The following is a 22,092-nucleotide window of genomic DNA, read 5'->3' as shown; positions in this document are numbered from 1 at the left end:
TACCCGCTTCCCGACCGGGCCGTGCCGACCAGCCGACACTGGTGGTGCACGGCCCGTTCCGTCCTCTGGAGCACGGACACATGACCAGCACCGCCACGGACACCTCGATAGACGCCCCCGGCGACCCGGCCGGCACCACCGCGACCGCCGAGGTCGAACTGCTCGTCGGCGGGATGACCTGCGCCTCCTGCGCGGCCCGCGTCGAGAAGAAGCTCAACCGCATGGACGGCGTCACCGCCACGGTCAACTACGCGACGGAGCGGGCCAAGGTCGTCTACCCCGCCGGTATCCAGGTCGCCGACCTGATCGCGACCGTCGTGAAGACCGGGTACACGGCCGAGGAGCCCGCGCCCCCGGAGCCGGTACGGCAGGAAGAGACGGCGCCGGAGCCGGAGGCGCCGGAGCCCGGGCTCGCGTCCCTGCGTCACCGCCTGCTCGTCTCCGCCGCGCTCGCGCTGCCCGTCGTACTGCTCGCGATGGTCCCCGCCTGGCAGTTCGACAACTGGCAGTGGCTCTCGCTCACCCTGGCCGCCCCCGTGGCCGTCTGGGGCGGATGGCCCTTCCACCGGGCCGCCTGGACCAACCTGCGGCACGGCGCGGCCACCATGGACACGCTGGTGTCGGTCGGCACGCTGGCCGCGTTCGGCTGGTCGGTGTGGGCGCTGTTCTTCGGCACCGCGGGCATGCCGGGCATGCGGCACGGCTTCGACCTCACCCTCTCGCGTACGGACCCCTCCTCGACGCTCTACCTGGAGGTCGCCGCCGGGGTCACCGTCTTCATCCTGCTGGGCCGCTGGCTGGAGGCCCGCTCCAAGCGACGGGCCGGCGCGGCCCTGCGGGCACTGCTGGAGCTCGGCGCGAAGGACGTCGCCGTGCTGCGGGACGGGCGCGAGGTGCGGGTCCCGGTGGCCCGGCTGGCGGTCGGCGACCGGTTCGTCGTACGGCCCGGGGAGAAGATCGCGACCGACGGCACGGTCGTCGAGGGGAACTCTGCGGTGGACGCGTCCATGCTGACCGGCGAGTCGGTGCCGGTGGACGTGACGGCGGGGGACACGGTGACCGGCGCGACCGTCAACGCCGGGGGGCGGCTCGTCGTCGAAGCCATCCGGGTCGGCGCCGACACCCAGCTCGCGCAGATGGCCCGGCTGGTCGAGGACGCGCAGAACGGCAAGGCGCGGGTGCAGCGGCTCGCCGACCGGATCTCCGGGATCTTCGTGCCGGTGGTGCTGCTGCTGGCTGCCGCCACCTTCGGCGGGTGGTTCCTCGCCACCGGCGAGACGGCCGCCGCCTTCACCGCGGCCGTCGCCGTGCTGATCATCGCCTGCCCGTGCGCGCTGGGCCTGGCCACCCCGACCGCGCTGATGGTCGGCACCGGACGCGGGGCGCAGCTGGGCATCCTGATCAAGGGCCCCGAGGTGCTGGAGTCCACGCGCCGGGTCGACACGGTCGTCCTGGACAAGACCGGCACGGTCACCACGGGCCGGATGACCCTCCAGGAGGTGTACGTCGCCGACGGCGCCGACGAGAAGCAGGTGCTGCGGCTCGCGGGCGCCCTGGAGCACGCCTCCGAGCACCCCGTCGCGCGCGCGGTCGCGGCCGGCGCCGAGAAGCGGATCGGGACGCTGCCCGCGGTCGAACACTTCGAGAACGTCCCGGGGCGGGGCGTCCGCGGGCGGGTGGAGGGACACGAGGTGGCCGTGGGGCGGCTCGCCGAGCTGTCCGCCGCCCTGCCCGCGGAGCTGGCCCGCGCCAAGGAGGAGGCCGAGCGGGGCGGCCGTACCGCCGTCGTGGTCGGCTGGGACGGAGCGGTCCACGGGGTCCTCGCGGTCGCGGACGCGGTCAAGGAGACCAGCGCCGAGGCCGTACGGGAGCTGCGCGCGCTGGGACTCACGCCGGTGCTGCTGACCGGGGACAACCGGGCGGCGGCCGAGGCCGTGGCCCGCACGGTCGGCATCGACCAGGTGATCGCGGAGGTGCTGCCCGAGGACAAGGTCGAGGCGGTACGGCGGCTCCAGGGCGAGGGGCGGACCGTGGCCATGGTCGGTGACGGGGTCAACGACGCGGCCGCGCTGGCCACCGCGGACCTGGGCCTTGCGATGGGCACGGGAACCGACGCGGCGATCGAGGCGAGCGATCTGACGCTGGTGCGCGGGGACCTGCGGGCGGCCGCGGACGCCATCCGGCTGTCCCGGCGGACGCTGGCCACGATCAAGGGCAACCTGGTGTGGGCGTTCGGCTACAACGTGGCCGCGCTGCCGCTGGCCGCCGCGGGACTGCTGAACCCGATGATCGCGGGGGCGGCGATGGCCTTCTCGTCCGTGTTCGTGGTGAGCAACAGCCTGCGGCTGCGGGCCTTCCGCTGACGCACCCTTCGTTACCGAGGATCAACATCACGTCACCGCATCGGAAGTAAGAGTCCCCCTAGAGTCCGGCGCGAGCCTCACATAAGCTCTTCACAAGGCTCGCGCATCATCCTTACGCTTGAGCCCCGATCGGCGTATCAGGACTCTTGCGCACCTAACGGACATCCGCAAGAGACGCAGATCACAGTGCTGTGAACGTAACCATCGAAGGGATTCGAAGGTCTAAGTTTGTCGATGTCAGGGAGCGTCTTGGGGGGCGCCTCCTGGCATCTGAGGATGTCTTGGGGGACTTCCTCAGAGATGCGTCGCCGGGGCACACACACCGGGGAGCTTTGAGCGGCCCTCCCAGCGTGCGGTGTCCCGGCAGATCGCAGGTACCGACCAGTACGTACGACGTGCTCGTTCTGTTCAACAACCGCACACAGCAATACAGCGATTCAGGCGCTGCCTCAGACGCCCGGCCGGATCCCGTGGGGGGAATCCGCACCGGGACATGGGAAGGCGCCCTGTACGCCGGCCCGTGGGGGGACCGGCGGCAGGGCGCCTTCTGCTGTTTCAGACCCGCTGTCTCAGACCCGCGGTGTCAACCCCTGGTGGGGTTCAGCGCTCCTCGACCGGCACGAAGTCGCGCTCGACCACGCCGGTGTAGATCTGCCGCGGACGACCGATGCGGGAACCCGGCTCCTTGATCATCTCATGCCACTGGGCGATCCAGCCCGGCAGACGGCCCAGGGCGAACAGGACCGTGAACATCTCGGTCGGGAAGCCCATGGCGCGGTAGATCAGGCCGGTGTAGAAGTCGACGTTCGGGTAGAGGTTGCGCGCGACGAAGTACTCGTCGGAGAGCGCGTGCTCCTCCAGCTTCAGCGCGATGTCCAGCAGCTCGTCGGACTTGCCGAGGGCCGAGAGGACGTCGTGCGCGGCGGCCTTGATGATCTTGGCGCGCGGGTCGAAGGACTTGTACACCCGGTGGCCGAAGCCCATCAGGCGGACGCCGTCCTCCTTGTTCTTCACCTTGCGGATGAAGGAGTCGACATCGCCGCCGTTGGCCTGGATGCCCTCCAGCATCTCCAGGACGGACTGGTTGGCGCCGCCGTGCAGCGGGCCCCAGAGGGCGTTGATGCCGGCCGAGATCGACGCGAACATGTTCGCCTGCGAGGAACCGACCAGGCGGACCGTGGATGTCGAGCAGTTCTGCTCGTGGTCCGCGTGCAGGATCAGCAGCTTGTCGAGCGCGGAGACGACGACCGGGTCGAGCTCGTAGTCCTGCGCCGGCACCGAGAACGTCATGCGCAGGAAGTTCTCGACGTAGCTGAGGTCGTTGCGCGGGTAGACGAACGGGTGACCGACCGACTTCTTGTACGCGTACGCCGCGATCGTCGGGAGCTTGGCGAGCAGCCGGATCGTGGAGAGGTTGCGCTGCTTCTCGTCGAACGGGTTGTGGCTGTCCTGGTAGAACGTGGACAGCGCCGAGACCACCGAGGACAGCATGGCCATCGGGTGGGCGTCGCGCGGGAAGCCCTTGTAGAAGTTCTTGACGTCCTCGTGCAGCAGCGTGTGCTGCGTGATCTCGTTCTTGAACGAGGTGAGCTCGTCGACGGTCGGCAGCTCACCGTTGATGAGCAGGTAGGCGACCTCCAGGAAGGTGGAGCGCTCGGCCAGCTGCTCGATCGGGTAGCCGCGGTAGCGGAGGATGCCCGCTTCGCCGTCGAGGTAGGTGATCGCGGATTTATAGGCGGCGGTGTTGCCGTAGCCGCTGTCCAGGGTCACGAGACCGGTCTGGGCCCGGAGCTTCCCGATGTCGAAGCCCTTGTCACCGACGGTGCTGTCGATCACCGGGTAGGTGTACTCGCCGTCGCCGTACCGCACTACTACAGAGTTGTCGCTCACGTCTTCCCTCACCGACTCTGTGCCTCATCTTCGAGGTTGCCCTGACTGTCTCTACCATCCCCCATTTGGCGCAGGAGAGTGCACTCGGGGTCGACCATTGGGCTCATCGGCGGCACTCAGTGCCGTCAACTTGCTCATCCTGCCCCCTTGCACCCGTAACCGGAAGGGCTCTGTGACCTTCGCGACTCATTTGATCGATCATTTTTTCCGAGACGTGCCGCCCGGGTGCGGATCAGGCGCCCGCGAGCCGGAAATCCAGCGCCGTGCAGCGCCTTCCCGCCGACACGGTGCGTACGGCCTGCCCGATCGCCTTGCGCGAACCCACCAGGACGACCAGCTTCTTGGCCCGGGTGACCGCCGTGTACAGCAGATTCCGCTGGAGCATCATCCATGCACCGGTGGTGACGGGGATCACGACTGCGGGATATTCACTCCCCTGTGAACGATGGATGGTCACCGCGTACGCGTGTGCCAGTTCGTCCAGTTCGTCGAATTCGTACGGCACCTCCTCGTCCTCGTCCGTCAGGACCGTCAGGCGCTGGTCGACGAGGTCGAGCGAGGTGACCACGCCCACGGTGCCGTTGAAGACCCCGTTCTCACCCTTCTCGTAGTTGTTGCGGATCTGGGTGACCTTGTCGCCCACCCGGAAGACCCGGCCACCGAACCGCTTCTCCGGCACGTCGGGACGGCCCGGGGTGACGGCCTGCTGGAGCAGGCCGTTGAGCGTGCCGGCGCCGGCCGGGCCGCGGTGCATGGGGGCGAGCACCTGGATGTCCCGCCGCGGGTCGAGTCCGAACCTGGCCGGGATGCGGCGGGCCGCCACGTCCACCGTGAGCCGGCCGGCCTCCTCCGTGTCGTCCTCGACGAAGAGGAAGAAGTCCTTCAGCCCGTCGGTGAGCGGATGCTGCCCGGAGTTGATGCGGTGCGCGTTGGTCACCACGCCCGACTGCTGGGCCTGGCGGAAGACCCGGGTCAGGCGCACGGCGGGGACCGGGCTGCCGTCGGCCAGCAGATCCCTGAGCACCTCCCCCGCGCCGACGCTGGGGAGCTGGTCGACGTCCCCGACGAACAGCAGGTGGGCACCCGGCGGCACCGCCTTGACCAGCTTGTTGGCCAGCAGCAGGTCCAGCATGGACGCCTCGTCGACCACCACCAGGTCGGCGTCCAGCGGGCGGTCCCGGTCGTAGGCCGCGTCCCCGCCCGGCTTCAGCTCCAGCAGGCGGTGGACGGTGCAGGCCTCGGCGCCGGTGAGCTCGGCCAGCCGCTTGGCGGCCCGGCCGGTGGGCGCGGCCAGCACCACCTTGGCCTTCTTGGCCCGGGCCAGCTCCACGATCGAGCGGACAGTGAAGGACTTGCCGCAGCCGGGGCCGCCGGTGAGCACGGCGACCTTCTCGGTGAGCGCGAGCCGGACGGCGGCCTCCTGCTCGGGGGCGAGCTCTGCGCCCGTGCGCCCCTTCAGCCAGCCGAGCGCCTTGTCCCAGACCACGTCGTGGAAGGCGGGCATCCGGTCGGCTTCCGTGCGCAGCAGGCGCAGGAGCTGGGCGGAGAGGGAGAGTTCGGCGCGGTGGAAGGGGACGAGGTAGACGGCGGTGACGCTCTCGCCGCCGTCCGCCGCCGGCACCTTCTCCTTCACGACGCCGGGGTCCTCGCCCTCCTCGGGCGGCGCGGCGAGTTCGGCCAGGCAGTCGATGACCAGGCCGGTGTCGACCTGGAGGAGTTTGACCGCGTCGGCGATCAGCCGCTCCTCGGGCAGATAGCAGTGGCCCTGGTCGGCGGACTGGGAAAGCGCGTACTGCAGGCCCGCCTTGACGCGGTCCGGGCTGTCGTGCGGGATGCCGACGGACTGGGCGATCTTGTCGGCGGTCAGGAAGCCGATGCCCCAGACATCGGATGCCAGCCGGTAGGGCTGGTTCTTCACCACGGAGATCGAGGCGTCGCCGTACTTCTTGTAGATGCGCACGGCGATCGAGGTCGAGACCTCGACGGTCTGGAGGAAGAGCATGACCTCCTTGATCGCCTTCTGCTCCTCCCAGGCCTCGGTGATCTTCCTGGTGCGCTTGGGGCCGAGGCCCGGGACCTCGATGAGCCGCTCGGGCTCCTCCTCGATGATCCTGAGCGTGTCCAGGCCGAAGTGCTGGGTGATGCGGTCGGCGAAGACGGGTCCGATGCCCTTGACCAGGCCCGATCCGAGGTAGCGGCGGATGCCCTGGACGGTGGCGGGCAGGACGGTCGTGTAGTTCTCGACGGTGAACTGCTTGCCGTACTGCGGGTGGGAGCCCCAGCGGCCCTCCATCCGCAGGAACTCGCCGACCTGGGCGCCGAGCAGCGCGCCGACCACCGTCAGCAGGTCGCCGGCGCCGCGGCCGGTGTCGACGCGGGCGACCGTGTAGCCGTTGTCCTCGTTGGCGTAGGTCACGCGTTCGAGCACGCCTTCGAGTACGGCCGTACGCCGCTCTTCCGGCCGGGGGGAGGCCTCCGTCTGATGGGACATGGTCCGACGGTACCGGCGCGGTACGACAACGCGGACGGCCAACCGGTCCTCAGGCCGGGCGGCCACCGGTTTCCCAGGCGGGCGGCCACCGGTGCTCGCGCGGACGGCCACCGGTTCCCCCGGACGCCCGGGGATACGTCGAGGGGGCCCGGTCCGTCGACCCGGCCCCCTCGGATTCCCTCCCCATCAGAACCCCGCGATCCCCCCGGATCCCCTCCAGAAGTCCTGATGCCACATACGACACGGCTGACGGGGAAAGGGTTGTACGGTCCCCGCGGTTTTTTTCCGGCCGTTTCCCGCCCCGCTCAGCGGACGTCGGCCGGGCGGTCCGCCGCGGGTCCGTGCGGGTTCACGTGCCGGGCGAACCGGGCCGCCGTCTCCGCCAGCACCTGCCTGCCGTCGCGTGCCCACAGCCCCTCGTTGAAGAGTTCGACCTCGATGGGCCCGGTGTAGCCGGCCGCGTCCACGTACCCCTTCCACTCCCGCATGTCGATCGCGCCGTCGCCGATCTGGCCGCGGCCGTCGAGGACGCCCGCGGGCAGCGGGGTGGTCCAGTCGGCGAGCTGGAAGGCGTGGATCCGGCCGCCGGCGCCCGCGCGGGCGATCTGCCGGGGAGCCGAGTCGTCCCACCAGACGTGGTACGTGTCCACCGTGACGCCCACCTGGTGCGCGGGGAAGCGTTCCGCGAGGTCCAGGGCCTGGGCGAGGGTGGAGACCACGCAGCGGTCGGCGGCGTACATCGGGTGCAGGGCCTCGATCGCGAGCCGGACGCCGTGGGACTCGGCGTAGGGGCCCAGTTCCGCCAGGGCGTCGGCGATCCGCTCCCGGGCCCCGCGCAGGTCCCGGGAGCCGGCCGGCAGGCCGCCGCAGACCAGGACCAGGGTGTCCGTGCCGAGCACGGCCGCCTCCTCGACGGCGCGGCGGTTGTCGTCGAGGGCGGCGGCACGGCCCTGCGGATCCGCCGCCGTGAGGAAGCCGCCCCGGCACAGGGTGGTGACGGTGAGGCCCGCGTCCCGGACCAGCTTCGCCGTCGCCTCCAGCCCGTACGTCACGACCGGTTCGCGCCACAGGCCGACACCGGGCACGTCCAGTTCCAGGCAGGCGTCGACCAGTTCGGGCATCGACAGCTGCTTCACCGTCATCTGGTTGATCGAGAAACGCTCAAGTCCGGTCACTGGGTCACTCCGTACAGGGTGAGCAGGGTCCTCATCCGTTCCTCCGCCAGCTTCGGGTCGGGGAACAGGCCCAGTCCGTCGGCGAGTTCGTAGGCGCGGGCGAGGTGCGGCAGGGAGCGGGCCGACTGGAGGCCGCCGACCATCGTGAAGTGGCTCTGGTGGCCGGCCAGCCAGGCCAGCAGGACCACACCCGTCTTGTAGAAGCGGGTGGGGGCCTGGAAGAGGTGGCGGGACAACTCGACGGTGGGGTCGAGGAGTTCGCGGAAGCCCGCCGTGTCCCCGGTGTCCAGGACCCGGACGGCCTCGGCGGCCAGGGGACCCAGCGGGTCGAAGACGCCGAGCAGGGCGTGGCTGAACCCCCGCTCGTCGCCCGCGATCAGCTCGGGGTAGTGGAAGTCGTCGCCCGTGTAGCAGCGGACGCCGTCGGGCAGGCGGCGGCGCAGGGCGATCTCGCGCCCGGCGTCCAGCAGCGACACCTTGATGCCGTCGACCTTGTCCGGGTGGGCGGCGATCACCTCCAGGAACACCTCGGTGGCAGCGTCGAGGTCGGCCGAGCCCCAGTAGCCCTCCAGCGCCGGGTCGAACATGGGGCCGAGCCAGTGCAGGATCACCGGTTCGGCGGCCTGGCGCAGCAGGTGGCCGTAGACCTCCAGGTAGTCCTCGGGACCGCAAGCGCTTGCGGCCAGCGCCCGGGACGCCATCAGGATCGCCCGGGAGCCCGACTCCTCGACGAGGGCGAGCTGTTCCTCGTACGCCCGCCGGATCTCGGGCGGCGACCCGGCGGTGATCTGGTCGGTGCCGACGCCGCAGGCGATCTCGCCGCCGACCGCCTTCGCCTCGGCGGCGCTGCGGCGGATCAGTTCGGCCGCGCCCGCCCAGTCCAGGCCCATGCCCCGCTGGGCGGTGTCCATGGCCTCGGCGACGCCCAGCCCGTGGGACCACAGGTGGCGGCGGAACGCGAGGGTGGCGTCCCAGTCGACGGCGGCCGGTGAGCCGGGGCCCGCGTCGGCGAACGGGTCGGCGACGACGTGCGCCGCCGAGAAGACCGTACGGGAGGTGAAGGGGGTGCCGGGGGCGACGGCGCGGGGTTCGGCGCGCGGTTCGTACGAGCGCAGCCCGCCGCCGGGGCCGGGGAGCCGGAGGGTCACGGCGTGACCTCCGGCACGTCGAGACGGCGGCCCTCGGCCGAGGACCTCAGGCCGAGTTCGGCTAGCTGGACACCGCGGGCGCCGGCCAGCAGGTCCCAGTGGTAGGGGGCGTCGGCGTAGACGTGCCGCAGGAACAGCTCCCACTGGGCCTTGAAGCCGTTGTCGAACTCGGCGTTGTCCGGGACCTCCTGCCACTGCTCGCGGAAGGCCTCGGTGGCGGGGACGTCCGGGTTCCAGACGGGCTTGGGGGTGGCGGAGCGGTGCTGGGCACGGCAGTTGCGCAGGCCCGCGACGGCGGAGCCCTCGGTGCCGTCGACCTGGAACTCGACGAGCTCATCGCGGTGGACGCGGACGGCCCAGGAGGAGTTGATCTGGGCGATCGCGCCGCCCTCCAGCTCGAAGATGCCGTAGGCGGCGTCGTCGGCGGTGGCGTCGTAGGGCTTGCCCTGCTCGTCCCAGCGCTGCGGGAGATGGGTGGCGGTGAGGGCCTGGACGGACTTCACCCGACCGAACAGCTCGTGCAGGACGTACTCCCAGTGCGGGAACATGTCGACGACGATGCCGCCGCCGTCCTCGGCGCGGTAGTTCCAGGACGGGCGCTGCGCGGACTGCCAGTCGCCCTCGAAGACCCAGTAGCCGAACTCGCCCCGGACGGAGAGGATCCGGCCGAAGAAGCCGCCGTCGACGAGGCGCTTCAGCTTGCGCAGGCCCGGCAGGAAGATCTTGTCCTGGACGACGCCGTGCCGGACGCCCTTCGCGTCGGCCAGGCGGGCCAGTTCCAGGGCGCCGTCGAGTCCGGTGGCGGTCGGCTTCTCGGTGTAGACGTGCTTCCCGGCGGCGATCGCCCTCCGGATCGCGTCCTCGCGGGCCGCGGTGACCTGGGCGTCGAAGTAGATCTCCACGGTCGGGTCGGCGAGGACGGCGTCCACGTCGGTCGAGAGGTGCTCCAGGCCGTGCCGCTCGGCGAGCGCGCGCAGCGCGTGCTCGCGGCGCCCGAGCAGGACCGGTTCCGGCCACAGCACGGTGCCGTCGCCGAGGTCGAGCCCGCCCTGGTCCCGGATGGCCAGGATGGAGCGGACGAGGTGCTGGCGGTAACCCATGCGTCCGGTCACGCCGTTCATGGCGATACGCACCGTCTTGCGTGTCACGTCGGTCCCTTCGTTGGCGCCGAGCGCCCGGTTGCCCTGTCGTACTGGTAAGCCGCACAGCAAGCGCTTTCTACGCAAGAAGAAGCTAGCCTCTGACCAGTGGTCCGGACAAGGCCGTGTCCACTTCGAGTTGTTCGAGGGGGCGAACAACAGGGGGGTGAGGCCGTAAGGTCTGCCCGAACCGCACGAAACCGCGGCCGTGGCTCGTGGGCCTGTGCATCCCCTGTACATGCACTGCGTACGACCTGCGCATGGCCTGTGCCCACGACGACGTACGACTGCGTACGGCGAGGTACTACGAGGTACGACAAGATGCGCGACCGGAGGACGACGAGATGACGGTGACCCTGGCGGACGTGGCGGCCCGCGCCCAGGTCTCCCCCGCGACGGTGTCGCGCGTGCTGAACGGCAACTACCCGGTGGCGGCCTCCACCCGCGAGCGGGTGCTGCGGGCCGTCGACGAGCTGGACTACGTGCTCAACGGTCCTGCCAGCGCACTGGCCGCCGCCACCTCCGACCTGGTGGGGATCCTGGTCAACGACATCGCCGACCCGTTCTTCGGGATCATGGCCAGCGCCATCCAGGCGGAGATCGGCGGTCCCGGCGGGCGGGCCGGCGGGGAACGGCTCGCCGTCGTCTGCAACACCGGCGGCTCCCCGGAACGCGAACTGACGTACCTCACCCTGCTCCAGCGACAGCGGGCCGCCGCCGTGGTGCTGACCGGCGGCGCCGTGGAGGACCAGCCGCACGCGGCGGCCGTGGCGGCCAAGCTGCGCAGGCTGACCGAGGCCGGGACCAGGGTGGTGCTGTGCGGGCGGCCGCCCGCGCCGGACACCCGGGCGGTCGCGCTGACCTTCGACAACCGCGGCGGCGGACGGCAGTTGACCGAGCACCTCATCGGGCTCGGGCACCGCAGGCTCGGCTACATCGCGGGCCCCGAGGAGCGCACGACCACCCGGCACCGGCTGGAGGGACACCGGGCGGCGCTGGCGGCGGCGGGCATCGAGGAGGACCCCCGCTGGACGGTGCACGGCCGCTACGACCGGCGCTCCGGGTACGAGGCGACGCTGGAACTGCTGCGCCGCGACCCGTCCCTGACGGCCGTCGTCGCGGCCAACGACTCCGTAGCCCTGGGCGCCTGCGCCGCGCTGCGCGAGTCCGGGCTGCGGATCCCCGAGGACGTGTCGGTGGCCGGCTTCGACGACCTCCCCTTCAGCATCGACGCGGTGCCCTCCCTGACGACGGTGCGGCTGCCGCTGGCCGAGGCGGGGGCACGCGCCGGGCGCATCGCGATGGGCCGGGAGGAGCCGCCGCCCGGGGAGATCGCGACGGTCCGGGGGGAACTGATGGTGCGGGGGTCCTCCGGGGTGCCCCGGAGGTGATCTCGCCGCCGGGGCGGGACCGTCCCGACGGGTGCCGTGCGGCGGACTCGGGCGGGCGGTGCCGTGCGGCGGTCGGGCGGGCCCGGCGCGGCATGTGCAGAACGTCTGTACGCAGGGGCCGGTGCAAGGAGTCCAAGGGCCCGCCGTGGCGTGGCGGTGCGTCACGGGGGGCTGGTCGTGGCGCCGTGGAGGTTCTACGCTCGGTGAGGCCATTTCCCTGACTGAGTCAGCCATCGGATCACCGGGATCGAACATGACCGTCCAGGACATCCGTTCGTTCAACCGCTTCTACACGAACGTCATCGGCGCCCTCGACTACGGCCGCCACCTCTACGCCCCGTACACCCTCACCGAGTCCCGCGTCCTGTACGAACTCGCCCACTCCCCCACCGCGGACGCGGCCGACCTGCGCACCGGGCTCGCCCTGGACTCCGGGTACCTGAGCCGGATCCTGAACAGGTTCGAGGAGGACGGACTCGTCGAGCGCGCCGCCGCGCAGGACGATCTGCGCCGGCGCCGGGTCACCCTCACCGCACGCGGCCGGGAGGCCGCCGAACTGCTGGAGGAGCGGGCCCGGGAGACGGTCGGCGCCCTGCTGGCGGACGTGCCGCCCGCCGACCGGCCGCGTCTGGCGGAGGCCATGCGCACGATCCGTACGATCCTGGGCGACCGCGGCGCGCCCCGCGCCGAGGACGTCGTGCTGCGCGAGCCGGGCCCCGGCGACCTCGGCTGGATCGTGCAGCGCAACGCCGCGCTGTACGCCGCCGAGTACGGCTGGAACACCGACTACGAGGGGCTCGTGGCGAGGATCGTGGCCGACTTCGCCGAGGACCACGATCCGCACCTGGAGCGGGTGTGGATCGCCGAGCTCGACGGGCGGCCGGTGGGCTGCGTGATGTGCGTACGGGACGAGGCGCCCGGCACCGCCCGGCTGCGACTGCTGCTCGTCGAGCCGGACGCGCGCGGGCTGGGACTGGGCGACCGCCTGGTCACGGCGGTCGTCGCGTTCGCGCGCGGGGTCGGTTACCGGGACCTCGTCCTGTGGACCAACGACGTGCTCGCCGCCGCCCGGCGCATCTACCTGCGGCACGGCTTCGTCCTCGCCGCCGAGACGTCCCACCGCTCGTTCGGCAAGGACCTCGTGGGCCAGGACTGGCGGCTGGACCTGCGCGAGGCGGCCGAGTGAGGGCGGGAACGGCCGAGTGAGGGCGGGAACGGGCGAATAAAGGCGGGAGCGGACGCGGTCGGCGGCGATGACGGGTACGGTCGGTGGACATGAAGCTGGCCTTCTCCACCCTCGGTGTCCCCGGCCTGCCGCTCGCCGAAGTCCGGCGGCTCGCCTCCGAGCACGGCTATCACGGAGTGGAGCTGCGCACCCATCCCGAGGAGCCCGTGCATCCGGGTCTCACCCCCGCCGAACGGGCCGAGGTGGCCGCCGGGTTCAAGGCGGCCGGGGTCGAGATCCTCGCTCTGGCGGGGTACGCGCGCGTGGCCGCGCCCGGCGACGACGACGCCGTGATCGAGGAGGTCCGCGACCTCCTCACCCTGGCCCGGGACCTGGGCGCGCCGTTCGTCCGGGTCTTCCCCGGCGGCGCCGAGGGCTCCCCCGAGGAGGCCGACGCCACGGCCGCGCGCAGACTGGGCACGGCCGCCGAGTACGCGGGCGACGTCGGCGTACGGATCCTGCTGGAGACCCACGACTCGCACCGCACCGGGGCCGACGCGATCCGGGTCCTGGGCCTGGTGGGCCACCGGCAGGTGGGCGCCCTGTGGGACGTGATGCACACCTGGCTGGGCGGCGAGCAGCCCCTGGACAGTTACGCGGCCCTCTCCCCGTACCTCGGCTACGTCCAGGTCAAGGACATCGCGTCCACCGACGACACGACCCCGCTGGCGCTGGGCGCCGGGGTGCTGCCGCTGGCCGAGTGCGTGGAGGTGCTCTCCCGGCACGAGTGGGACGGCTGGCTGTGCTGGGAGTACGAGAAGCGGTGGTACGAGGCGGCCGCGCCGCTGCCCGGGCTGCTGGACCCGGGGCGGGAGCATCTGAGGCGGCTGCTGAACGAGTCGGCGTAGGCCCGCCCGCGCTTGGTCGGAGTAGGCCCCGCCCGCGCTTATCGGCTCGCGGGGACACGGGGTCACGGGTTAGCCTCCCCGCCGTGAATCCGCCCGGCCGCGCCGCCCTCTCATGACCCTGACGCACGCCCTTCTCGACGTACGTCCGCTGCGCTCCTCCCCCGTCTTCCGGCGGCTGCTGATAGGGCGGACCGTCTCCCTGCTCGGCAGTTTCATGACCATGGTGACCGTCGTGTTCCAGGTCTGGGACATGACCCACAGCACGGTCTGGAGCGGTGCGGTCGGCCTGGCGCAGGCACTGCCGATGGCGGCGTTCGGGCTGTTCGCCGGGGCCTGGGTGGACCGGGCCGACCGCCGTCGCGTGTACCTGCTCGCCACCGTCGGCCAGGCGGTCTGCTCCCTGCTGCTCGCCGTGCAGGGCTTCACCGGGCACGTCCCGGTGGCCGTCCTCCTCGCGCTGGTCGCCGCCCAGTCGTCGTTCGGCGCGATCGGGGCGCCGGCGGCGGGCGTCTTCGTACCGCGGCTGCTGCCGAAGGAGCAGGTGGCGGCCGGGCTCGCGCTCAACCAGATCACCGGCCAGGCGATGATGCTGCTCGGCCCGGCGGTCGCGGGCGTGCTGCTCGGCCGGCTGGGCATCGGCACCTGCTACCTCCTGGACGCGCTGAGCTTCGGGCTCTCCTTCTACGGCGCGTTCGGGCTGCCCGCGCTGCCGCCCGAGGGCGAACGCTCCCGGCCGGGCCTGCGCGGGGTGCTGGACGGGCTGCGGTTCCTGACCGGCCACCGGGTGGTGCGCGGAGCGCTGCTCACCGATCTGGCCGCCACCGTCCTGTCGTTCCCGGTGAGCCTCTTCCCCCTGGTCAACGCGGAGCGCTTCGGGGGCGACCCGCGCACCCTCGGCCTGTTCCTGTCGGCTCTCGCCGTGGGCGGCCTGACCGCCTCCGCGTTCTCCGGCGCGGTCACCCGGCTGGGCCGTCCGGGTCCGGTGATGCTGTGCGCCTCGGCCGGCTGGGGTGCCGCCCTGGTCCTGTTCGGCCTGACCACCGGTCCCTGGACGGGCCTCGGCCTGCTGACGCTGGCCGGGGCCGCCGACACCCTGGCCGTGGTGTCGCGCAGCACCATCGTGCAGACCCGTACTCCCGACGCCCTGCTCGGCCGGGTCACGGCCGCCGAACAGATCGTCGGCCAGGCGGGACCCAACCTGGGCAATCTGCGCGGCGGTCTGGTCGCGGGCTGGACCTCCGGGGCGACGGCGCTGATCAGCGGGGGCCTGCTGTGCCTGGCGGCGGTGGCCGCGGTGGCGGCCTCGACCCCGCAGCTACGGAGCGGGGCTACGGACGGGGACGGGGACTGAACGCGCTGGAGCCGTCCAGGCACCACTCCAGTACGGAGGGCCAGGAGCCGTAGCCGGCGTCGAGATCGAGGTGGGCGGCGCCCGGGAGGATCTCGGACGGGATGCCGAGGGGGTCGGCGAAGACGGTCCGGGCGCCTTCGGGGCAGTACGGGTCGTCGTCGCCGGCGACGAGACGGGTGGGGCCCGGCAGGGTCAGGCCGTCCAGCGGCGGCGGGGCGAAGCCCTCGATCTCCGGGTACCGGGCGAGCACCGAGGCGGAGGGCGGGGCCACCAGCAGGACCCGGTCGACGTCGCCGAGCCCCGGCACCCCGCGTGCGGCAGCGTGCAGCCACAGCACGGCGGAGGCGCTGTGGGCGAGCACCACCCGCTCCCCCTCGGCCGGCAGGCCGCGCAGGTGCCGGGCGAGCTCGGCCAGCCACACCTCCAGGTCGGGCTCGTCGGGATCGGGCAGCTGCGGGTACGTGACGTGGTGGCCGCGTTCCCCGAGCCGGTCGGCGAGCCAGTGCTGCCAGTGCCCCTCGGGGCGGTGGTTCTGCCAGCCGTGGAGTATGAGGAAGGAAGCCGAAGAAGCCGAAGAAGCCGAAGAAGCCGAAGAAGCCGAAGGCGAGGAAGACATCGAGGTCATGCCCGCGATGGTTTCCCGATCATGGCTCCACGGTCCAGCCGCCGTCCGGTCCGTGGACGGTCCGGGAACGGCCCGGGGACAGTCTCCGGACCGTCCGGAGCGGACGGTCCGGAGCCGTGATCGGTCCGGACCCGGGCCGGTGGGGTCAGGCGCTCACGTCGTCCGGGACAGGAACCCCGCCACCCGCCGTTCCAGCCGCTCGCGGCACTCCGGCCACTCCCGGTCCGTGACGGAGAAGATCGCGGAATCGCGCAGCCGGCCGTCCTCGCCCGGCGCCCAGGACCGGGACCAGTTGCGCAGTACACCCTCGAAGCGGGCGCCCACGCTCTCTATGGCCGCGCGGGAACGGCTGTTGCGGGCGTCCGTCTTCAGGTCCACCCGGGACACGCCCCACTCCTCGAAGGCGTGCCGGAACAGCAGCAGCTTGGCCTCGGCGTTCACGCCCGTGCCCTGAGCCGAGGCGGCGAGCCAGGTGAAGCCGACCTCGACGGCGTCGAGGCGGTCGTCGTCCCGCCAGTACCGCGGGTCCCAGTACGAGGTCGACCCGACCGCCCGCCCGGAGGCGAGGGACACCTGCGCGTAGGGCGCGAGCCGGCCCGTCGCCGCGCGGGCCAGCTGCGCGTCGATGTAGGCCTCCACCTGATCGGCCCTGGGCACCCAGGTGAAGGAGTACGTCTCCCGGTTCTCCTCCGCCGCCAGCGCGAGATCGGCGGCGTGCCCGTGCCCCAGCGGCTCCAGGCGTATGAGCGCGCCCTCCAGAACCGGCCCCTCCAGCTTGTCGCTCACCGCACGATGTCCCTTCTCAACTCCGCGAACGCCTCGTGGAAACCGGGGAAAGTCTTGCGGACGCACCCCGGGTCGTCGAACGAGATTCCGGGCACCCGCAGTCCGGTGACCGCGAAGGACATCACGATGCGGTGATCGCCGTACGAGGTGATCCGCGCGCCCTTCGGCCCGTCCGCCCCGGGCCGGATCTCGATCCAGTCCGGTCCCGTGGCCACGTCGACGCCGAGCTCGCGCAGGTTGTGCGCGCACGCCTCCAGCCGGTCGCACTCCTTGATCCGGGTGTTCGCCACGTCCTCGATGCGCACCGGTCCCGAGGCGAACGGCGCGATCGCCGCGAGCGTCGGCATGGTGTCGGAGATGTCCCGCATGTTCACCGTGACACCGCGCAGTTCGCCGGTGCCGCGCACCCGGGTGCCGTCCGGTCCGGTGGCCACCTCGGCGCCCATCCGCCGCAGCACCTCCACGAAGCCCAGGTCGCCCTGGAGCGCGCCGGTGCCGAGGCCCGGGACGGTCACCTCGCCGCCGGTGACGGCCGCCGCGGCGAAGAAGTAGCTCGCGGTCGACGCGTCGGGCTCGATCGCGTACGTCGTGGCGCGGTAGCCGCCCGGCGGTACCACGAACACGTTCCCCTCCCGGGCCACCTCGACCCCGAACGCCCGCATCATCGCGAGGGTGATCTCCACATAGGGCGCCGAGACCAGGTCGGTGACCCGGATGCGCAGGCCCTTGCGGGTCAGCGGGCCGAGCAGCAGCAGGGCCGTCAGGTACTGGGACGACTGGCCGGCGTCCAGGACCACCTCGCCGCCCTCGACGCCCGCCGCCGTGACCGTCAGCGGGTGGTGCCCCTCCACCTCCTCGTGCCGCAGGTCCACGCCGAGGTCGCGCAACGCCCGGGTGAGCGGCAGCAGCGGACGGCGGCGCATCTGGGCCGAGGCGTCGAAGCGGTAGGTGCCTCGGCCGGCGGCGGCCAGGGTGGGCAGGAAGCGGGCCGTGGTGGCGCCGTCCCGGCAGTGGACCTCGGCCTGCGCGGCGGCGGGACCCTGCGGGCGGCCGTCGACCTGCCAGGCGCCGGGGGTGCGGCCGAGGCGGTAGCCGAGCCGGGTCAGGCCTTCGGCGAAGCCCTCGGTGTCGTCCGAGCGCAGCGGCCGCAGCAGGGTCGTGACCCCGTCGGCCGCCGCCGCCAGGAAGAGGGCACGGGCGGTGATGGACTTGGAACCGGGGATGTCGACACGGGGCATGGACTCATGATCCCGCCGGGGTGGGCTCGGGAGCGGGCACGTCCACGGGATGGACCGCGTGTCGCGCGGGCGCGAGGGACGTCAGTGCCACCCCGCCGGCCAGAAGCGCCGCCGCGCACCAGCCGAGCGGGCTCACCGACTCGTCCAGGAAGAGTGCCGCGGACGTCATCCCGAAGACGGGGACGAGCAGCGAGAAGGGGGCGACCGCGGAGGCCGGGTGGCGGCGCAGCAGCCACCCCCAGGCGCCGAAGCCGAAGACGGTGCTGACCCACGCGACGTAGCCGAGGGCCCCGGCGCCCTGCCAGTCGAGGGCGCGCAGGGCGTCGTAGTCCCTGGTGGGGCCCTCGAGGAGCAGGGACAGGGCCAGCAGGGGCAGGACCGGGACCGTGCTGACCCAGACCATGAAGTTCAGGGCGTCCGGGGGCGCGGCCCTGCGGGTCAGGACGTTCGAGGCGCCCCAGCAGACGGCGGCGGCGACGACCAGGGCGAAGGCGCCGAGCGGGCCGGAGGCGCCCTCGTCCACGGCGGCGACGCCGATGCCGGCGAGGGCCACCAGCATGCCCGCGGCGCGGACGGCGGTCGGGCGCTCGCCGAGCACCGCGAAGGCGATGAGCGCGGTGAACACCGCCTGGATCTGGAGGACCAGGGAGGACAGTCCGGCGGGCATGCCCGCGTCCATGCCGACGAACAGCAGGCTGAACTTGGCCACCCCCAGCACCAGTCCCACGGCCACGATCCACTTCCACGCCACCTTCGGGCGGCCGACGAACAGGACCGCCGGGACGGCCGCGACCAGGAAGCGCAGGGCCGAGAAGAACAGCGGCGGGAAGTGGTCGAGGCCGATCTCGACGACCGTGAAGTTCACGCCCCAGACGGCGGCGACGAGGACGGCGAGGGCGAGGTGCGCGGGTTTCATGGATCGAGGATCACTTCCCTGAACCGTGTAGCACCAGCGATGATTGCTGCACGGTTGGATGTAGCAACACTGATGAATCCGCTGAATCCGCTGAATCCGCATCGGTGCGTCGCACAGCCGCATTCGGGAAGGAGCGGGGCACATGCTCGACCTCCAGCGCCTGCGCGCCCTGTACGCCGTCTCCGTCCACGGCACCGTCGGGGCCGCCGCCGCCGCGCTCGGGTACACCCCGTCGGCCGTCTCCCAGCAGATCGCCAAGCTGGAGCGGGAGACCAGGACCGTGCTGCTGGAGCGGGAGGGGCGGGGCGTGCGGCTCACCCCCGAGGCGCACCAGCTCGCCGCCACCGCACGGGAGTTGCTCGCCATCGTGGAGCGGGCCGAGACCGAGCTGGAGGAGCGCCGCGGGGCGCCGGCCGGGCGGCTGACCGTGGCCGCGTTCGCGTCGGCGGCGCGCGGTCTGCTGCCGTCGGTGCTCGCCGACCTCGCCGGACGGCACCCGGCGCTCGACGCCCGGCTCAGCGAGGTCGACCCGCATCTGTCGGTGGACCTCGTCGCCAAGGGAGCGGTGGACCTCGCGGTGACGCACGACTGGGACATCGCGCCGCTGCCCGCTCCCGCGGGGCTGGAACAGGCGGCCATCGGGGAGGACCTGTGCGATCTGCTCGTCCCCGCGGGGCATCCGTTCGCCGGGCGGAGCGCCCTGCGGCGGGAGGAGCTGGGCGGTGAGCGGTGGATCTGCCAGCCGCCCGGCCGGGTCTGCCACGACTGGCTGGTCCGCACGCTGCGCGAGGCCGGGCACGAGCCGGACCTCGTGCACCAGGCGGAGGAGAACCCGACCCTGATCGCGCTCGTCGCGGCCGGGCTGGGCGTCGCGCTCATCCCCCGGCTCGGGCGCGGCCCGCTGCCGGAGGGTGTCGTGGAGGTGCCGCTGGACCCGATGCCGGTGCGCCGGCTGTACGCGGTGTGGCGGGCGGGGGCGGCCCGGCGGCCGGCGATCGCGGAGACCGTGCGCGTGCTGCGGGCCCACTGGCCGCGCGTGTCGGCCCACCCGACCCGCTGAGCACACCCGCACCGACTTGCGGAAAGAGGGCGGAAGTCGGGAACCCGGGCCGCGCGCCCCACGTCCAAGCGCCGGACTGCCGGACGAGTCACCGCGGTGCGGTGTCGGCCTCGCCGCAGGCTGCGAAGCGCTGACCACCCTCTCAGCCGTACCGCGGCCGGCAGCACGCCGCCATCGGCGCGCCCCCCTCCAACAGCGCCGATGGCGGCCCCTCCGCCGCTACCCGAATATTTGCCCGGTGCTCCACCCTTCAGGGTGTAGGTGCAGGGCATCTTGTCCGTGGCGGCCCGGAGAGTCGCAGCGGCATGACCAGGATCGCCTTGTCGGGCGACGGAGTTGCCCGACCTACCGCCAAACGGGCGGGAAGTCAGGCCTGCGGAGGCCACGTGAGACCGACCCTCACCAGTCGGCAGAGGCCCGTGAAACAGGAACCCAAGGTGGTACTGCGGAGCAGTGCGGACCGGAATCGCCTGCCCTCGGGCAGGCGAGGGCGTCAATGTGCACTCCCTTGACTGGAAGAAACTTCCCGGATATTGGTGATTCCCTGGAAGTTTCCTTCAGCGGTTCTCCTTCGGAGGGAGCACACGTGCCCGACAGCAGCACGGCAAGCACAGGAAACACCGCACGTCCGTCCAGACGCACCGTCCTCGCCGCCGCGACGGCCGGCGCCGCCGCCTCCCTGACGGCCGTCACCCCGGGGTACGCGGCCGGGCACGACGACCGGACCGTCCGCGCCCTGCTCTCCCGCATGACGCTGGAGGAGAAGGTCGGCCAGCTGTTCGTGATGCGGGTCTACGGCCACTCGGCCACCGCGCCCGACCAGGCCGACATCGACGCCAACCTCGCCGAGATCGGCGTGCGCACCGCCGCCGAGCTGATCGCCAAGTACCGGGTCGGCGGCATCATCTACTTCACCTGGGCGCACAACACCCGCGACCCGCACCAGATCGCGGACCTGTCGAACGGCATCCAGGCCGCCTCCCTCGCGCAGCCGCGCGGTCTGCCGGTGCTGATCTCCACCGACCAGGAGCACGGCATCGTCTGCCGGGTCGGCGCGCCCGCCACGCTGCTGCCGGGCGCGATGGCCGTCGGCGCGGGCGGATCGCGCGCCGACGCCCGCACGCTGGGCCGGATCTCCGGCGCCGAACTGCGCGCGATCGGCATCCGCCAGGACTACTCCCCGGTGGCCGACGTGAACGTCAACCCGGCCAACCCGGTCATCGGCGTACGGTCCTTCGGCGCGGACCCGGACGCGGTGGCGGGCCTGGTCGCCGCCGAGGTGCGGGGGTATCAGGGGGCGGGCGTGGCCGCGACGGCCAAGCACTTCCCCGGGCACGGCGACACGGCCGTCGACAGCCACTTCGGCTTCCCCGTCATCACGCACAGCCGTGAACTGTGGGAGCGGCTGGACGCGGTGCCCTTCCGGGCGGCGATCCGGGCCGGCATCGACTCGATCATGACCGCGCACATCATGGTCCCCGCGCTGGACGACTCCGGCGACCCGGCCACCCTCTCGCACCCGATCCTGACCGGCATCCTGCGCGGCGAACTCGGTTACGACGGACTGGTGGTGACCGACGCCCTCGGCATGGAGGGCGTGCGCACCAAGTACGGCGACGACCGGGTGCCGGTGCTCGCGCTGAAGGCCGGGGTGGACCAGCTCCTCAACCCGCCCTCCATCGACGTCGCCTGGAACGCCGTGCTGAACGCGGTGCGCGGCGGCGAGCTGACCGAGGCCCGGCTCGACGAGTCGGTCCTGCGGGTGCTGCGACTGAAGGCGAGGCTGGGCCTCTTGGAGGACCCGTACGTCAGTCCGGCCCGCGTGGACCGCACGGTCGGCACCGCGAGACACCTGGCGACGGCCGACCGGATCGCCGAGCGTACGACGACGCTGCTGGTCAACGAGGGCCGGGTGCTGCCGCTTTCGCGCCGCAGCCACGGCCGGGTGCTGGTCGTGGGCGCCGACCCGGCGTCCCCGTCGGGCACCACCGGCCCCCCGACGGGCGTCCTGGCGCGCGCCCTGACCGAACTCGGCTTCACGGCCACGGTGTTGTCCACCGGCACCGCCCCCTCGGCCGCGGTGATCGCCCAAGCGGTCACGGCGGTCGCCGACGCGGACGCGGTCGTCGTCGGCACGTACAACGTCACCGCGACGAACAGCCAACGGACCCTGGTGGAGCAACTGATCGCGACCGGCAGGCCGGTGGTCGTCGTCGCGGTCCGCAACCCTTACGACATCGCCCAACTCCCGTCCGTACGCGCCTGTCTGGCGGCCTACTCCTGGACCGACGTCGAACTGCGGGCCGCCGCGCGGGTGATCGCCGGACGGGTGGCGCCGCGCGGACGGCTGCCGGTGCCGGTGCCGCGGGCGGACGATCCGGCGCAGGTGCTGTACCCGATCGGGCACGGGCTGACGTACTAGCGGTACGCCCGCCCGCCCCGTGAC

16 protein-coding genes are annotated in these 22,092 nt (G+C 72.4%); 7 read left to right on the top strand and 9 right to left on the bottom strand.

The window, feature by feature from the left end:
- The first annotated feature begins 80 nt into the window (after positions 1 to 80).
- Entirely contained in the window at positions 81 to 2,363 is a 2,283-nt protein-coding gene (locus ACWC24_RS00890; RefSeq protein WP_450660682.1) for a heavy metal translocating P-type ATPase, read from the top strand.
- A gap of 600 nt (positions 2,364 to 2,963) precedes the next feature.
- On the opposite strand, the gene ACWC24_RS00885 is transcribed toward ACWC24_RS00890, so the two are convergent.
- The 5 genes from ACWC24_RS00885 to ACWC24_RS00865 form a co-directional block, all read right to left on the bottom strand.
- Positions 2,964 to 4,253: a citrate synthase gene (locus ACWC24_RS00885; RefSeq protein ID WP_162469785.1), complete on the bottom strand. Its 1,290-nt coding sequence runs from the start codon at positions 4,251 to 4,253 to the stop codon at positions 2,964 to 2,966.
- Between the two features lie 232 nt (positions 4,254 to 4,485).
- A complete protein-coding gene (gene recD2 / locus ACWC24_RS00880; RefSeq protein WP_450660681.1) occupies positions 4,486 to 6,744 on the bottom strand; it encodes an SF1B family DNA helicase RecD2 in 2,259 nt (752 codons plus the stop codon).
- Positions 6,745 to 7,049: 305 nt separating this feature from the next.
- The gene (locus tag ACWC24_RS00875; protein WP_450661026.1) at positions 7,050 to 7,886 is read right to left on the bottom strand and encodes a sugar phosphate isomerase/epimerase family protein; all 837 of its coding nucleotides are present in this window, start codon (positions 7,884 to 7,886) and stop codon (positions 7,050 to 7,052) included.
- A gap of 29 nt (positions 7,887 to 7,915) precedes the next feature.
- On the bottom strand, positions 7,916 to 9,067 hold the full coding sequence (locus ACWC24_RS00870; protein WP_450660680.1) for a dihydrodipicolinate synthase family protein: 1,152 nt from the start codon (positions 9,065 to 9,067) through the stop codon (positions 7,916 to 7,918).
- Positions 9,064 to 10,215 carry a Gfo/Idh/MocA family protein gene (locus ACWC24_RS00865; RefSeq protein ID WP_450660679.1) on the bottom strand — a complete coding sequence of 384 codons (1,152 nt, stop codon included), beginning with the start codon at positions 10,213 to 10,215 and terminating at the stop codon, positions 9,064 to 9,066. The genes ACWC24_RS00870 and ACWC24_RS00865 overlap by 4 nt, the downstream gene beginning before the upstream one ends.
- Positions 10,216 to 10,550: 335 nt before the next feature.
- On the opposite strand from ACWC24_RS00865, the gene ACWC24_RS00860 reads away from it, so the two are divergent.
- From ACWC24_RS00860 to ACWC24_RS00845, 4 genes are all read left to right on the top strand, one after another.
- Positions 10,551 to 11,597 (top strand): LacI family DNA-binding transcriptional regulator, encoded by a 1,047-nt coding sequence (locus tag ACWC24_RS00860; RefSeq protein WP_450661025.1) that lies wholly within the window; start codon positions 10,551 to 10,553, stop codon positions 11,595 to 11,597.
- Positions 11,598 to 11,850: 253 nt separating this feature from the next.
- Complete coding sequence (locus ACWC24_RS00855) at positions 11,851 to 12,783, top strand: bifunctional helix-turn-helix transcriptional regulator/GNAT family N-acetyltransferase (RefSeq protein ID WP_450660678.1); 933 nt, start codon at positions 11,851 to 11,853, stop codon at positions 12,781 to 12,783.
- Positions 12,784 to 12,872: 89 nt separating this feature from the next.
- Positions 12,873 to 13,670 carry a sugar phosphate isomerase/epimerase family protein gene (locus tag ACWC24_RS00850; protein WP_450660677.1) on the top strand — a complete coding sequence of 266 codons (798 nt, stop codon included), beginning with the start codon at positions 12,873 to 12,875 and terminating at the stop codon, positions 13,668 to 13,670.
- 112 nt (positions 13,671 to 13,782) lie between these two features.
- The gene (locus ACWC24_RS00845; protein WP_450660676.1) at positions 13,783 to 15,021 is read left to right on the top strand and encodes an MFS transporter; all 1,239 of its coding nucleotides are present in this window, start codon (positions 13,783 to 13,785) and stop codon (positions 15,019 to 15,021) included.
- Here ACWC24_RS00845 and ACWC24_RS00840 read toward each other — a convergent pair.
- From ACWC24_RS00840 to ACWC24_RS00825, 4 genes are all read right to left on the bottom strand, one after another.
- Positions 14,999 to 15,637, bottom strand: a complete 639-nt coding sequence (locus tag ACWC24_RS00840) for an RBBP9/YdeN family alpha/beta hydrolase (RefSeq protein ID WP_450661024.1) — start codon at positions 15,635 to 15,637, stop codon at positions 14,999 to 15,001. The two genes, ACWC24_RS00845 and ACWC24_RS00840, sit on opposite strands and share 23 nt — an antisense overlap.
- Positions 15,638 to 15,799: 162 nt before the next feature.
- On the bottom strand, positions 15,800 to 16,432 hold the full coding sequence (locus ACWC24_RS00835) for a GNAT family N-acetyltransferase (protein WP_450660675.1): 633 nt from the start codon (positions 16,430 to 16,432) through the stop codon (positions 15,800 to 15,802).
- Complete coding sequence (gene aroA, locus ACWC24_RS00830) at positions 16,429 to 17,670, bottom strand: 3-phosphoshikimate 1-carboxyvinyltransferase (RefSeq protein ID WP_450660674.1); 1,242 nt, start codon at positions 17,668 to 17,670, stop codon at positions 16,429 to 16,431. The genes ACWC24_RS00835 and aroA overlap by 4 nt, the downstream gene beginning before the upstream one ends.
- A 4-nt stretch (positions 17,671 to 17,674) precedes the next feature.
- The gene (locus ACWC24_RS00825; RefSeq protein WP_450660673.1) at positions 17,675 to 18,586 is read right to left on the bottom strand and encodes an EamA family transporter; all 912 of its coding nucleotides are present in this window, start codon (positions 18,584 to 18,586) and stop codon (positions 17,675 to 17,677) included.
- Between the two features lie 142 nt (positions 18,587 to 18,728).
- Here ACWC24_RS00825 and ACWC24_RS00820 point away from each other — a divergent pair, with 142 nt between their 5' ends.
- Both ACWC24_RS00820 and ACWC24_RS00815 read left to right on the top strand, forming a co-directional pair.
- Positions 18,729 to 19,646 (top strand): LysR family transcriptional regulator, encoded by a 918-nt coding sequence (locus ACWC24_RS00820; protein WP_450660672.1) that lies wholly within the window; start codon positions 18,729 to 18,731, stop codon positions 19,644 to 19,646.
- 586 nt (positions 19,647 to 20,232) lie between these two features.
- Positions 20,233 to 22,068 carry a glycoside hydrolase family 3 protein gene (locus ACWC24_RS00815; RefSeq protein ID WP_450660671.1) on the top strand — a complete coding sequence of 612 codons (1,836 nt, stop codon included), beginning with the start codon at positions 20,233 to 20,235 and terminating at the stop codon, positions 22,066 to 22,068.
- The last annotated feature ends 24 nt before the right edge of the window (positions 22,069 to 22,092 follow it).

The organism is Streptomyces sp. NPDC001443, assembly GCF_053597355.1.
This window is presented reverse-complemented; position numbering and strand designations above follow the sequence as displayed.